Raw genomic sequence first — 12,686 nt, forward strand, 5'->3', positions numbered from 1 at the left:
CCGGCGGCCCCGGGGCCATCTTCTGGATGTGGATCATCGCCTTCTTCGGCATGGCCACCATCTACGCCGAGGCCACCCTGGCCATCAAGACCCGGATCACCGACGACCAGGGCCACTTCCACGGCGGCCCGGTGTACTACATCACCACCGCCTTCAAGGGCGCCTTCGGCAAGTTCCTGGCCGGCTTCTTCGCTGTGGCCATCATCCTGGCCCTGGGCTTCATGGGCTGTATGGTCCAGTCCAACTCCATCGGCTCCACCTTCCAGACCGCCTTCCACATCCCCTCCTGGGTGGTGGGCATCGTGCTGGTGGTCATCTGCGCCTTCATCTTCCTGGGCGGCATGGACCGCCTGGCGGCTGTGACCGAGAAGCTGGTGCCCGTCATGGCGGTCATCTTCCTGGCCGGCGGCCTGATGGTGCTCATCGCCCGGTACCGCTACATCCCCGAGACCTTCGCCATGATCTTCCGCTACGCCTTCCAGCCCCAGGCCATCATCGGCGGCGGCTTCGGCTACGCCATCAAGACCGCCATCAGCCAGGGCGCCAAACGGGGCCTGTTCTCCAACGAGGCGGGCATGGGCTCCACCCCCCACGCCCACGCCCAGGCCAACGTGAAGGACCCCCACGATCAGGGCGTGGTGGCCATGGTGGGCGTGTTCATCGACACCTTTGTGGTGCTCACCCTCAATGCGCTGGTCATCATCTCCACCCTGTACACCAGCGACGGCATCCTTCACACCGGCGCCATCCCCGAGGGGATCGGCAAGACCAATCTGGCCCAGACCGCCTTCGGAACTGTGTTCGGCGGGGAGGGGGGCGCTGCGTTCGTGGCGGTGTGCCTGTTCTTCTTCGCCTTCTCCACGGTGCTGAGCTGGAACATGTTCGGCAAGATCAACGTGATCTATCTCTTCGGCAAAAAGGCCGCGCCGGTATACGCGGTGGTCGCCCTGATCTTTATTTTCCTGGGTACCCTTATGTCCAACGATCTGGTGTGGGAACTGACGGATATGTTCAACAACCTGATGGTCATCCCCAACGCCATCGCCCTCTTTGCCCTGACGGGCACGGTGGTGAACATCGCCCGGGCCCACTCAGGGAAAAAAGCAGTCAAAAAATAAGCTGAAGCGCCAGCGCCCGCCGGGACCATGTCCCGGCGGGCGCTGTTTCCGTGAGAGGGCCTCCCGGCGTGAAAAACGGCGGAAAGCTGAAATTTGTTTTCAGATTTTTTGCGAGAAGGGGCATATGACGGCTCCTCGGGCGAGAAAAGTGGAAAACCGACTTGTAAAGCGGGAGGGCTTGCGCTATAATGTAGAAAAACGACAGGGAGGGAAAAGCATGGGAATCTGGAACAAGGTGCGGGCGCGCATCCTGGGCGAGAGCTGGGAGGCGCCGGACAGCGCGGCGGAGAAGGACCCGCCGGAGGACAGCCGGCCGGGCCGGAGCCAGAGCTTTTCCCCGGCGGACGACACGGGGATGGGCAAGGTCATGGTGCTTACCCCCGGCAAGTATGTGGACGCGGGCAAGATCGCCGACTGCCTGCTGGACGGCTACGCGGTGGCGGTCAATCTGGAGAGCGCCTCACGGGAGGCGGCGCGGCGGATCGTGGACTTTCTCAGCGGCGCGGCCTACGGCCGGGACGGACAGATGGTCCAGATCGGATACAGCGCCTATCTGCTCCTGCCCGCAGGCGTGAAGCTGCTGGACGGAGAAGAGGAGAAGGACCCGGACGGCACCGGCTTTGAGGACGCCCAGGACCTCCGGCAGCGGTACAGAGCATAGGGATATACAAAGTATAGGGATATACAAGAAGGGGACCGGCAGCTGGCCGGTCCCCTCTTTATGTATCAGCGCTTATTCAAAGGTCACCTGGGCGTTCAGGGGCACGATGTTCACATAGGTCTTGCCCCGGCCGAAGACGATGGGGTTGCCCTCCAGGTCGGTGTAATAGAGCTGTCCGTCGGGCTCGGACTTGCTCCACACCAGGTCTATGACCTTGCCGCCGCAGGCGAAGTACCCGGTTCCGCCGCTGGACAGGTCCACGGAGACGTGGCCGTAGGAGTCGCCGGTGCTGCGGCAGGCGGTGCGCAGCACCACCACGTTGGTGACGCCCACCTGCTCGCCGGTGTTGCCGTCGATGTAGGCGTCCCCGTACTCGGACACCAGGTAGCGCCCGGTGTCCTGATCGTAGGTGAACACGCCGGTCTTGTAGTTGGAGAAGGGCACCGTGATGACGGGGGCGTCGGTGCCGCCGGCGGGGGTGCCGTCGTCGGCAAAGTCCATCTGGTAGGTCCAGCCCTCCTTGTGATCCTGCCGGAAGGAGGCGGCGGAGAAGATCTCATCGATCTTCGCGCCGGTGGTGACCACGCTGTGGACATACCCGTTGGCCTTCACACGGCCCGGGTCCCGCCACATCAGGTTGCCGCCCTCGGTGTTGCTCATGTAGGGGCCCCGGACGCCGTCCAGAGAGGTGACCCCCCAGGCCCTGATTTTGCCGTAGGCGTCCTCCACACCGGCCACATCGCTGCCGCCGGCGTGGATGAGAATGGCGTCGTGGCCCAGGGCCAGTTCCAGATAGTAGGTGCGGGTGGAGCGGACCGAGCCGATGACCCCCGCATCCCGGGGATTCTGGTACACCGCCATCATGCGGGTGATGCCGCCCTCCTCCAGGCACTCGTAGATGATGTCCGCATCGGACTGGCCCTGCTGGGGCAGCGCCTGCTCCAGGTTGTTGAGCATGATGGCCACCGGGCGCTTGTTCACCCACTCCTCCTCCATGGGCTCGCCGGTGAGGGGGTTCCGGGGGCCGGTGTACTCGGGCTCCGGGGTCTCGGTGGGCGTGGCCGTGGGGCTGGGGGAGGGCTCTGGGGCCTGGGTCCTGGCGGGCAGGGTGGGGATGTCGGGGGGCGTGGGGGTGACGTCCGCCGTCTTGGAGCCGCAGGCGGAGAGCAGGAGCAGCAGGGACAGGCAGAGCGGGAGCATCCGGCGCAGACGCATGGCAAAGGCCTCCGTTCGTCAAGATTCTGTTTTTATAGTACCGGGTGAGAGGGCCGGTGTCAAGGGAATGGAGGAGAGAAAAGCCGCCCGGACGGCCATGGTCCGGGCGGCTGGAGATACCGAAAATCAGTCGGTGGTGTAGTTGTCGAAGTAGCCCTGGATATAGACGATGGGGGTGCCCTTGTCGCCGGAGCCGGAGGTCAGGTCGCACAGGGAGCCGATCAGGTCGGTGAGGCGGCGGGGGGTGGTGCCCTGGGAGACCATGTTGCCCACCAGGCTGCTGCCGTCCTTCTTGCGGATCTGGTCCTTGATGGCGTCCCGGAGGGCCTCGCCGGACAGGGAGGCGAAGTCGTTGTCGGCCAGGTACTTCAGCTTCAGCTCGTTGGGGGTGCCCTCCAGGCCGGCGGTGTAGGCGGGGGAGACCACCGGGTCGGCCAGCTCCCAGATCTTGCCCACCGGGTCCTTGAAGGCGCCGTCGCCGTAGACCATAACCTCCACATGCTTGCCGGTCTCGGCGAGCATCTTGGCCTGGATGGCCTCCACCAGGTCCTGGCAGGGGCGGGGGAACAGCTTCACCTTGTCCTCGGTGGCCTTGTTGGAGCCCAGCAGGCCGTAGGTCTCGTTGCAGCCGCTGCCGTTGACGGGGGCGGTCATGATGTCGTCCAGGGTGAGGACCTTCTCCGCGCCGGCGGCCTGGAGCAGGCGCTTGGTGCGCTTGCGGGTGTGGATGTCGCAGGCCAGGACGGTCTTGGTGTAGTTCAGAATGGCCCGGGGGTCGTTGGCGAAGATGATCTCCACCTCGGCGCCGCACTCCTGGATCAGGTTCTGGTAGTACGCCACATAGTCCACGCCGGTGAAGGGGTGCTTCTCGTAGCCGAAGAGCTCACGGTAGCGCTCCAGGGTGAGCACGTCCTTGTAGGGGTCCACGCCCTTCTCGTCCACGGCGTCCAGGCTGATGAGGTGGTTGCCCACCTCGTCGGAGGGGTAGGAGAGCATCAGCACGATCTTGCTGCAGCCCTTGGCGATGCCCCGCAGGCAGATGGCGAAGCGGTTGCGGGACAGGATGGGGAAGATGACGCCCACGGTGCCGCCGCCCAGCTTGGCGCGCACGTCGGCGGCGATGTCGTCCACGGTGGCGTAGTTGCCCTGGCTCCGGGCCACAATGGCCTCGGTAATGGCAATGACGTCCCGGTCGCGCACGGTGAAGCCGTCGTCCTTGGCGGCCTCCAGCACGGAAGAGGTGACGATATCCACCAGGTTATCGCCGCTGCGGATAATGGGGGCGCGAACGCCGCGGGAAACGGTACCGACCATCCGGCTCATGAAAAAACACTCCTAAATTTTCAAATTTCTGCACAGAGCGGCAGGGGGCCGCCTGGACATATTACAACATATTATACAATAGACCGGGGGCCGGACACAATAGACAATTCTGTCGGACCCGTAGAAAATCCGTCAAAAGGCCAGCTGGTCCGGGGAGATGCGGTCGGCCTCGGTGATGGGGCGGATGGGGCGGCAGGGGACGCCGGCGGCCACCACACCGGCGGGGATGTCGCGGGTGACCACGCTGCCCGCGCCGATGGTGGAGCCTGCACCGATGGTGACGCCGCCGCAGACCACCGCGTTGGCGCCGATCCACACGTTGTCCTCCAGGGTGATGGGGGCGGAGGTGCTGATGCCCTGGGACCGCTGCTCCGGGTCCAGGGAATGGCCCGCGCAGGCCAGGCACACGCCGGGGGCGAGGAAGGCCCCCGCCCCGATGTGGACGGGGGAGGTGTCCAGGATGACGCAGTTGTAGTTGATGACGGCCAGGCCGTGGGTGTGGATGTTGAAGCCGTAGTCGCAGTGAAAGGCGGGCTCGATGAAGGTGAGGGGGTGGCAGGTGCCCAGAAGCTGCTCCAGGATGTCCTGCCGCAGCGCCTGCTGGTCGGGTGCGGACTGGTTGTAGGTCCAGCAGAGCCGCTGGGCCTTGGCCTTCAGGTCAGAGGGGATGTTCCGGTTCTGGCCGGTGTACCCCGTCCGGCTCCGGAGAAGATCCAGAAGTTCCATGGTGAAAATTCCTTCCTGTACAGTGAGACTTATGAAAGGGGCAGACAGGCGCCCCGGCATGAGCCGGGGCGCCTGTTGAAGCGGTATTGGAATTAGCGGCGGATGATCTCGTGGCGCTTGGGGCCGGTGGACACAGTCTTGACCGGCACGCCGATGTGCTTCTCAATGAAGGCCACGTAATCACGGGCCTCCTTGGGCAGCTTGTCGTACTCGGTGACGCCCCGGATGTCGCACTTCCAGCCGGGCAGGGTCTCGTAGACGGGCTTGGCCTTGTCCAGCAGGGGGGAGACGGGGAAGTCAGTGGTGACCTTGCCGTCGATCTCGTAGCCGGTGCACACCTTGATCTCGTCCAGATAGCCCAGGCAATCGATGGCGGTGAGGGCGACCTCGGTGGCGCCCTGGACCATGCAGCCGTAACGGGTGGCCACGGCGTCGAACCAGCCCACACGGCGGGGACGGCCGGTGGTGGCGCCGAACTCGCCGGCGTCGCCGCCCCGGCGGCGCAGCTCGTCGGCCTCATCGCCGAACAGCTCGGACACAAAGGCGCCCGCGCCCACGGCGGAGGAGTATGCCTTGGAGACGCACACCACGTCCCGCAGAGCGGTGGGGGGCACCGCGGCGCCCACGCAGCCGAAGCCGGCCAGGGTGTGGGAGGAGGTGGTGAAGGGGTAGATGCCCAGATCCGGGTCCTTCATGGAGCCCAGCTGGCCCTCCAGCAGGATCTGCTTGCCCTCCTTCAGGGCCTGATGGACAAAGGCCACCGCGTCGCCCACATAGGGGGCGATCATGTCCCGGTAGCCCATGAGGGTGTTGAACAGCTCCTTGGGGTCCAGGGCGGGCTTGTGGTACAGGTGCTCAAAGAGCACGTTCTTGATGACACAGACATGCTCCAGCCGCTCCATCAGCCGCTTCTCGTCAAACAGGTCGCAGACCTGGATGCCGATCTTGGCGTACTTGTCGGAGTAGAAGGGGGCGATACCGGACTTGGTGGAGCCGAAGGCCGCGCCGGCCAGACGCTCCTCCTCATAGGTATCCTGGAGCACATGATAGGGCATCAGCACCTGGGTGCGCTGATCCACAATGATGTGGGGGGCGGGCACGCCGCCGTCGGTCAGGGTTTTCAGCTCATGGATGAACTTGGGCACGTCCAGAGCCACACCGTTGCCGATGATGTTGGTGGTGTGGGGGTAGAACACGCCGGAAGGGAGCTGATGCAGTGCGAACTTTCCATAATCACAGATAATGGTATGGCCTGCGTTGGCGCCGCCCTGAAAGCGGATGACGACATCGGACTCCTCGGCCAGCAGATCAGTGATCTTGCCCTTGCCCTCGTCGCCCCAGTTTGCGCCTACAATTGCTTTGACCATAATCGTTCCTCCTGCCGCGGGGATTCGCGCGTTGGCCTTTTCCCACGGACGGACGATATTATATCCCCGAATTTTTCAGATTACAAGGGACAAATTGTAAAAAACTGCGATTTCCAGGGAAGTTTTCTCTCCGGGCTGGAAGCTGTCCGCCTCGGACGGAAGAGGATGGAAAAGACTGTCCGTCACAGGGGAAATTCCGGACGGGGGAGGGGAAATTCCGGGATGCCCTCGGCGGCGGGGCACAGGGTGTGGAGGGGGTAGAAGACCACCAGGGCGTCCTCGGTCAGGTAGAAGTTGTCCGGGTCAAAATCCGCCTCCACCCGGCGTGGCCAGTCCTCGTAGAACAGGAATTCCCCGGAGGAAGCCCGCTGGGCGCACTGATCCGCCACCGCCGTCAGCACCTGCCGCCGCCAGCGGGTCCTGGGCGGGAAGAGGGCGGACAGGGGGATGGGGGTGCCCGAGGACAGGGCCCAGGTCTCGCCCGACCGCGCCAGCAGAGGCCGTGCCGTTCCGTGCTTCTCGGCCGCGTCGGTATGCAGGCTGAGCAGGCCGCCGCCGTTGCAGGTGACGGTGAAGTCCAGCGCCGCAGTCCAGGGGGTGAAGGGCCGGGACTGCGCCCTGGCCTCGGTCAGGGCGGCGCAGGCCATGGCGTACAGGGTTCCCTCCCAGTGGGCCCGCCAGGTCTGGGTCTGCCGGGCAAAGCAACGGCCAATGCGCCGCAGCCCCGGCGTGTCCCCCTCCAGCTCCGGCCACCGGAGGGACATGGTCAGCACCGGCTCCTCCTCCAGCGTCAGCACCCGTTCCTCCGGCGCCGCCTTTATGGTCGCCGTCTCCACTGTGCGTCTTCCAGCCATGGACGCCCCCTCCTTTTTTCAAACCGTTCTGCACCATCCTATGCCCAAAGGGCAGGTTTGACAGAAGTTTTTCTCTGTGCTACGCTAAAGCAAAAGGAAAGGGGGAGCGCGGCATGGTTCGGCTCTATATCCGGGTGTCCGGCCGGGTCCAGGGCGTGGGCTTCCGGTGGTTCACCTGCGCCACCGCCGCCCGGCTGGATCTGACCGGCTGGGTGCGCAACCGGGAGGACGGCGACGTGGAGATGGAGGTCCAGGGGGACGAGGGGCCTGTGGAGGAATTTGTCCGGGCGGTGTCCCGGGGGCCCAGGTACGCCCTGGTGGACAGCGTGGAGCGCCACGCCCTCACGCCCGAGGAGGGAGAGCGCTCCTTTCATGAGCGGGGCAGCCTGTGGTGAAATTTTAGGTATAAAAAGGACAAATATTGTTTACTTTCATGATTCAGTGATTTAAAATATAATGTGATAAATCATGAAAGCACACACTTACCAAAAATACCAAAAGGAGGCTGTCAGCCTATGACCAAGGGTGACAAGAAGGAACACAGCGATATCCTCTACGAGACCATTCTCACCCTCAAGGATCTGGACGAGTGCAAGAAATTTTTCTCCGACCTGTGCACCGTGGCCGAGCTGCGGGCCATGGAGCAGCGCTTTGAGGTGGCCATTCTGCTGTCCAACGGCATGATCTACAACGATATTCTGGAGCGGACCGGGGCGTCCAGCGCCACCATCAGCCGGGTGAACCGCTCTCTCAACTACGGCGCGGACGGATACACCACCGTGCTCCCCCGGGTGAAGGAGAAGCTGAGGGCCGATGGAAAGCTATGAGTTCCTGGCCGGGTGCTACGATGAGCTGACCACCGACGTGCGGTACAGCCGCTGGGCGGACTACATCGAGAAGCACTTTGCCCGCAGCGCCCTGCCCATCCGTACGGTGCTGGACCTGGCCTGCGGCACGGGCAGCCTGACGGCGGAGCTCATGGGCCGGGGCTACGAGATGATCGGCGTGGACCGCTCGGCGGAAATGCTGTCCGTGGCGGCGGAGAAGTGCCGGGACCTGGCGGGGGAGCCGCCCATCTTCCTGTGCCAGAGCATGGAGAAGCTGGACCTGTACGGCACCATCGACGCCTGCGTCTGCTGCCTGGACAGCGTCAACTATGTCACACGTCCCCAGACCCTGAAGAAGGCCTTCCAGCGGGTCCACCTGTTCCTCATGCCCGGCGGGCTGTTTCTCTTTGACATCAACACGCCGGACAAGCTCCGGGGTCTGGACGGCGGCATGTTTATCGACGAGACCGACGACGCATACTGCGTCTGGCGGGCGGAGTACTCCCCACGGCGGCGTATCTGCACCTACGGCATGGACATCTTCCGCCTGGAGGCCGACGGCCGCTGGAGCCGGGGGGAGGAAGTCCACGAGGAGTACGCCTACCAGCCCGACGAGCTGGAGGAATACCTGCGGGAGGCGGGCTTCACCCGCATCCGCCGACACGGCTGCCTGAAGATGCGCGCCCCCGTGCCCGGAGAGGAGCGCATCTTCTTCACCGCCGTGAAAAAGGGCTGAACATCTGCGTATACCCGAATGAAAGGAAACAAAATCGCTTATGTCTGATCAGATTATCCGTATGCTGGCCAAGGACGCCCCGGTGAAGGCCTCCGCCATTACGGCGGGCGCCCTGGTGGAGCGTGCCCGCCAGATCCACAAGACCCTGCCCACCGCCACCGCCGCACTGGGCCGCGCCCTGATGGGGGCGTCCATGATGGGCAACCAGCTCAAGGAGGAGAAGGGCTCCCTCACCCTGCGGGTGAAGGGGGACGGCCCCCTGGGGAGCATCACCGCCGTGTCGGACAGCGAGGGCAACGTCCGGGGCTATGTCCAGAACCCGGCGGCCGATCTGCCCCGGAAGCGGCCCGGAAAGCTGGACGTGGGCGCCGCCGTGGGCGCCGGTTCCCTCACCATCATCAAGGACCTGAACATGAAGGAGCCCTATGTGGGCACCATTGAGCTGCTCTCCGGCGAGATCGCCGACGACATTGCCGCCTATTTCCTGGAGAGCGAGCAGATCCCCACGGCCTGTGCCCTGGGGGTCCTGCTGGACACCGACCAGTCCGTCCTCTGCGCCGGCGGTTACCTCATCCAGCTGCTGCCCGGCGCGGATGAGAGTGTGATCCGCACCATCGAGCAGGGGGTGGCCCGAGTGGGCGCGGTGACCGACGCTCTCCGGGACGGCATGACCGCCAAGGGCCTGCTGATGCAGGTGCTGTCCGACTTCGATATGGAAGTGCTGGAGGAGAGCCCGGTGGAGTACCGCTGCTATTGCAGCCGGGACCGGGTGACCCGGGCCCTCATCAGCATGGGGAAGAAGGATCTGCAGGACCTGATCGACGAGCAGGGCAAGGCGGAACTCACCTGCCAGTTCTGCGACAAGGTGTACCGCTACTCCAAGGAAGAACTGGAGGCCATTCTGGCCGCAATGTGATAAAAAAGCGTGATTTTCCCTGCACAGAGCGGGGGAAAATGCAAAATGCACCTCCTGCCGGAGCGATCCGGAAGGGGGTGCATTTTTTTGACCAGGGGACCATTAATGAGAAAAAAGAAAAAATATCGACAACTTTCAAAAATGATAGAAATTATTAACATGGGATAATGCGGTAAAAAATAATAGCATGTAAAATATGAGGCACCACAAAAAGGAAGGGGGAGAGAGGGTTGCTGCTGATTGATTTTTTTCAGAAGGCCCTCGGGATCTCCGACGAGGCATTGGTGCAGGAGGCGCTTAGGGTTTCGGAGACAAGAGTGTTAAAAAAAGGGGAGTACCTGATCCGTCAGGGGAACGTACCCACACACGTGTGTTTTCTCACCCAGGGAATCATGCGCGGCGTTTTTTCAGATGTGAACGGGAAGGAGATCACAGACTGCCTGGTGTTCCGCTGCGGCTCGCCCGCCATGCCCGCGTCGGACATCAACCAGCCCGCACCCATCGACGTGCAGGCGCTGACCGAGTGCGAGATCGTACGGATCGCCGTGCCTGAGGTCAACCGGATGCTTCGGGTCTACCCCGCGCTGTCGGAGCTGTACCGGCAGCTCATCGTGGAGTCCTCCAAAACCCACTGGGAGCTGAAGATTGCCATCTATCAATACACGGCCATGGAGCGCTACCTGTGGTTCCAGCAGGCCTATCCCGGACTGAGCGACAAGATCAGCAACAAGTACATCGCATCTTTCCTCAACATGACGCCCGTGACGCTGAGCAGGCTCAAACAGGAGCTGAAGCGGCAGGGCGGCGCGTAAAAGGGTAAAAAGAGACCGGAACCGCATGCTGCGGTTCCGGTCTCTCTTTTGGGGGCATGGATCAATAGCAGAACTTGCCGGCAGGCTCGCCGTTGATGACGCAGTAGACAGCGCCGTCCTCGGGCTTCATGTACAGCTCCATGGTCTCAATGGCCTCGGTGTGGCCGGCCTCGGCCCACACCTTCTTGGCGCCGGCGATCATGGTGGACTCGGTCACCTGACGGCCGCAGTACTCCAGGACGAGGGTGGTCTTGGGCTCCACGGTCTTCTCGGCGGGAGTCTCCACGGCCTTCTCCTCCACAGCCTTCTCCTCGAGGGCCTTCTTGGCAGGGGCCTTCTTGGCGGCGGTCTTGCGGGCGGTCTTCTTCTCGGCGGCCTTGGGGGCGGTCTCGGTCACAGTCTCGGTCACAGCCTCGGGCTTGACCTCAGCCTTGACGGCCTGGGCCTCCACGGTCTCCACAGCCTTGGCGGCGGTCTTTTCCTCGGCGGCCTTCACGGCGGCCTCGCGACGCTTCGCACCAGCGATCATATTTCAATTCCTCCAGTCCATTTGTTCAGACGTGTTTCTATGAATTGCTGCAATTATTCTACAACAATTTTCCGGTAATTGTCATATATAAAATGTAAGAATTTTCAAAAGCGGACAGAGGGGATTTTAGCTAATGCGTACTGAATGGGGCTGAATTTGTATGAAACCGGTTTCTTGCCTGCGGGGAGCCGGAAGGAGCCGGGACAAAAAAGGGAGCGGGTCCGCTGCCTGCGGACCCGCTCCGGAGTGGGGAAAGGGCGCTCAGCTCCGGCAGCCCTTGCCGCCGGAAGGAGGACAGCGATCGGGCCGGTCGCCGTGGCCGCAGTCCCGGTCAGGGCGGTCGCAGCCGCAGCCGCAGCCGCCCACGCCGCCGTTGGGCGGGAAGAACTCATCCACGGGGAACTGGACGTGACGGAAGATCTCGCAGGGGTCATCCTCGCAGCCGCCGCAGGTGCACTCCTTCTCGGGCATGCAGTAGTCGTAGGCGGGCATGAGCAGCTGGGTGTCCCGCTCCAGGCGGATGATGGAGAACTGGCCCAGGGTGACATAGACCCGCTTGCCGTCGTTGCCGAAGCACAGGTCGCTGCCGAAGCAGGAGCAGATGCAGGGCGGGATCTCGGACAGCTCACAGTCGCAGCAGGGGCGGCAGTCGCACACGTCCACCAGCTTCATGTTCAGCACGATGGGGTCCACCGCCTCCACCACCGCAGTGGGCAGGTTGGTCTTCATGATGTTCTGCTCGTCCATGGCGCCCAGGGCGGCCTCGGAGGAGAACACCTTGGCGCTGCCCTCGCTGCCGAAGAGGATGACACGCTTGTCGAACACGCACAGGCCACACACCTGGACAGGCCGGGCGGCGCCCACGAAGGCGTCGGCGGTAACCCGGTAGAAGTAGCGGACGTCCACGGTGAAGAAGCCCCGGTTGAAGCCGATGGGCTCCACGTCGATGTACACATAGAGCAGCTCGGCCTGGCCGGCGCGGATGGACACGGCCCGGTCAATGGCGCACTGGGAGCTCTGGGTGGGGTAGAAGCGGAGATCTTCGATGCAGTCCTTGTCCCGGCAGGAGTCGAAGATCTTTTTGGTATGGATACAGACGGCCTCGCGGATACAGGCGGAGTCCTGCACGGGGCCGGGCATAACCTTTTCAGGCATGGAAATACCTCCCGATTGAGTAGTGAGAGGCTGGATACCCCTCACGCCATACTATGGACCAGGCGGGAGATTGGTGCGGAAGGGGATTGCCGTTCCGGCGGGGAGCGCATATCATGAGCCCAACAAAAACGGGCCCGGGGCGGAGAACAGCCCAGATGGGGGCGGAATCGGGGGAAATGGGGAGCGTATGCCCGCAAAAGAAAAACGGAGCGCCTCGTGAAGAGGCGCTCCGTGTCCGTACAGGGGGAGGAAAATACCGGGAACTCAGTCCACCAGCTTGTCCAGCTCCTTGATATGCTCGGTCTCGTTGGAGATCTTGTGGTTGGCCTGCTTGGCGTAGAGGTTGACCACCACCTGGGACCTCTTGATGGGCTGCATGGTGCCGGCACCGGCCACGCAGCCGCCGGGGCAGGCCATGCCCTCCAGCAGGTAGCCGGGGTACTTGCC

The 12,686-nt window shown here is 63.3% G+C and carries 14 protein-coding genes and 1 pseudogene; 7 read left to right on the plus strand and 8 right to left on the minus strand.

All coding sequences use genetic code 11. The features are described from left to right. Window positions 1-1,118, plus strand: a 1,118-nt coding sequence (locus Q0K23_RS12075) for a sodium:alanine symporter family protein (protein WP_294522623.1), incomplete at its 5' end; no start/stop codon positions are given. A gap of 217 nt (window positions 1,119-1,335) precedes the next feature. Further along, complete coding sequence (locus Q0K23_RS12080) at window positions 1,336-1,779, plus strand: cell division protein SepF (RefSeq protein WP_294522628.1); 444 nt, start codon at window positions 1,336-1,338, stop codon at window positions 1,777-1,779. Between the two features lie 72 nt (window positions 1,780-1,851). Here the strand turns inward: Q0K23_RS12080 and Q0K23_RS12085 are convergent, their stop codons facing one another. From Q0K23_RS12085 to Q0K23_RS12105, 5 genes are all read right to left on the minus strand, one after another. Continuing rightward, window positions 1,852-2,994: a DUF3048 domain-containing protein gene (locus Q0K23_RS12085; RefSeq protein WP_294522636.1), complete on the minus strand. Its 1,143-nt coding sequence runs from the start codon at window positions 2,992-2,994 to the stop codon at window positions 1,852-1,854. A gap of 126 nt (window positions 2,995-3,120) precedes the next feature. Further along, on the minus strand, window positions 3,121-4,317 hold the full coding sequence (locus tag Q0K23_RS12090; RefSeq protein WP_294522639.1) for a coenzyme F420-0:L-glutamate ligase: 1,197 nt from the start codon (window positions 4,315-4,317) through the stop codon (window positions 3,121-3,123). A 132-nt stretch (window positions 4,318-4,449) separates the two neighbouring features. After that, window positions 4,450-5,043 carry a sugar O-acetyltransferase gene (locus Q0K23_RS12095; RefSeq protein WP_294522642.1) on the minus strand — a complete coding sequence of 198 codons (594 nt, stop codon included), beginning with the start codon at window positions 5,041-5,043 and terminating at the stop codon, window positions 4,450-4,452. Window positions 5,044-5,135: 92 nt separating this feature from the next. After that, window positions 5,136-6,410, minus strand: a complete 1,275-nt coding sequence (locus Q0K23_RS12100; RefSeq protein WP_294522645.1) for an adenylosuccinate synthase — start codon at window positions 6,408-6,410, stop codon at window positions 5,136-5,138. Between the two features lie 182 nt (window positions 6,411-6,592). Further along, complete coding sequence (locus tag Q0K23_RS12105; RefSeq protein ID WP_294522648.1) at window positions 6,593-7,264, minus strand: RsiV family protein; 672 nt, start codon at window positions 7,262-7,264, stop codon at window positions 6,593-6,595. A gap of 113 nt (window positions 7,265-7,377) precedes the next feature. On the opposite strand from Q0K23_RS12105, the gene Q0K23_RS12110 reads away from it, so the two are divergent. The 5 genes from Q0K23_RS12110 to Q0K23_RS12130 all read left to right on the plus strand — a co-directional run bounded on the left by Q0K23_RS12110 (window position 7,378) and on the right by Q0K23_RS12130 (window position 10,555). Then, window positions 7,378-7,659, plus strand: a complete 282-nt coding sequence (locus Q0K23_RS12110) for an acylphosphatase (RefSeq protein WP_294522651.1) — start codon at window positions 7,378-7,380, stop codon at window positions 7,657-7,659. 120 nt (window positions 7,660-7,779) lie between these two features. Then, entirely contained in the window at window positions 7,780-8,091 is a 312-nt protein-coding gene (locus Q0K23_RS12115; RefSeq protein ID WP_294522654.1) for a YerC/YecD family TrpR-related protein, read from the plus strand. Beyond that, window positions 8,078-8,827 carry a class I SAM-dependent methyltransferase gene (locus tag Q0K23_RS12120; RefSeq protein WP_294522656.1) on the plus strand — a complete coding sequence of 250 codons (750 nt, stop codon included), beginning with the start codon at window positions 8,078-8,080 and terminating at the stop codon, window positions 8,825-8,827. The genes Q0K23_RS12115 and Q0K23_RS12120 overlap by 14 nt, the downstream gene beginning before the upstream one ends. A 40-nt stretch (window positions 8,828-8,867) precedes the next feature. Then, complete coding sequence (gene hslO / locus Q0K23_RS12125) at window positions 8,868-9,743, plus strand: Hsp33 family molecular chaperone HslO (RefSeq protein ID WP_294522659.1); 876 nt, start codon at window positions 8,868-8,870, stop codon at window positions 9,741-9,743. A 317-nt stretch (window positions 9,744-10,060) separates the two neighbouring features. Next, a complete protein-coding gene (locus Q0K23_RS12130; RefSeq protein WP_294522662.1) occupies window positions 10,061-10,555 on the plus strand; it encodes a Crp/Fnr family transcriptional regulator in 495 nt (164 codons plus the stop codon). Between the two features lie 61 nt (window positions 10,556-10,616). Here the strand turns inward: Q0K23_RS12130 and Q0K23_RS12135 are convergent, their stop codons facing one another. The 3 genes and pseudogenes from Q0K23_RS12135 to Q0K23_RS12145 all read right to left on the minus strand — a co-directional run. Then, window positions 10,617-11,084: a DUF6465 family protein gene (locus Q0K23_RS12135; RefSeq protein ID WP_294522666.1), complete on the minus strand. Its 468-nt coding sequence runs from the start codon at window positions 11,082-11,084 to the stop codon at window positions 10,617-10,619. Window positions 11,085-11,345: 261 nt separating this feature from the next. Further along, window positions 11,346-12,239: a hypothetical protein gene (locus Q0K23_RS12140; protein ID WP_294522668.1), complete on the minus strand. Its 894-nt coding sequence runs from the start codon at window positions 12,237-12,239 to the stop codon at window positions 11,346-11,348. A 264-nt stretch (window positions 12,240-12,503) separates the two neighbouring features. Beyond that, a pseudogene (locus Q0K23_RS12145) lies at window positions 12,504-12,686 on the minus strand (iron hydrogenase); the annotation flags it as partial.

The organism is uncultured Pseudoflavonifractor sp. (assembly GCF_944387275.1).
GTDB lineage: Bacteria > Bacillota > Clostridia > Oscillospirales > Oscillospiraceae > Pseudoflavonifractor > Pseudoflavonifractor intestinihominis.

Bases quoted from the DNA above. Each gene is read 5' to 3' on its own strand.
- Q0K23_RS12100 (WP_294522645.1), bottom strand. From the start codon at position 6,410: ATGGTCAAAGCAATTGTAGGCGCAAACTGGGGCGACGAGGGCAAGGGC.
- Q0K23_RS12115 (WP_294522654.1), top strand. From the start codon at position 7,780: ATGACCAAGGGTGACAAGAAGGAACACAGCGATATCCTCTACGAGACC.
- Q0K23_RS12135 (WP_294522666.1), bottom strand. From the start codon at position 11,084: ATGATCGCTGGTGCGAAGCGTCGCGAGGCCGCCGTGAAGGCCGCCGAG.
- Q0K23_RS12140 (WP_294522668.1), bottom strand. From the start codon at position 12,239: ATGCCTGAAAAGGTTATGCCCGGCCCCGTGCAGGACTCCGCCTGTATC.
- Q0K23_RS12110 (WP_294522651.1), top strand. From the start codon at position 7,378: ATGGTTCGGCTCTATATCCGGGTGTCCGGCCGGGTCCAGGGCGTGGGC.
- Q0K23_RS12095 (WP_294522642.1), bottom strand. From the start codon at position 5,043: ATGGAACTTCTGGATCTTCTCCGGAGCCGGACGGGGTACACCGGCCAG.
- Q0K23_RS12090 (WP_294522639.1), bottom strand. From the start codon at position 4,317: ATGAGCCGGATGGTCGGTACCGTTTCCCGCGGCGTTCGCGCCCCCATT.
- Q0K23_RS12080 (WP_294522628.1), top strand. From the start codon at position 1,336: ATGGGAATCTGGAACAAGGTGCGGGCGCGCATCCTGGGCGAGAGCTGG.
- Q0K23_RS12085 (WP_294522636.1), bottom strand. From the start codon at position 2,994: ATGCGTCTGCGCCGGATGCTCCCGCTCTGCCTGTCCCTGCTGCTCCTG.
- Q0K23_RS12120 (WP_294522656.1), top strand. From the start codon at position 8,078: ATGGAAAGCTATGAGTTCCTGGCCGGGTGCTACGATGAGCTGACCACC.
- Q0K23_RS12105 (WP_294522648.1), bottom strand. From the start codon at position 7,264: ATGGCTGGAAGACGCACAGTGGAGACGGCGACCATAAAGGCGGCGCCG.
- hslO (WP_294522659.1), top strand. From the start codon at position 8,868: ATGTCTGATCAGATTATCCGTATGCTGGCCAAGGACGCCCCGGTGAAG.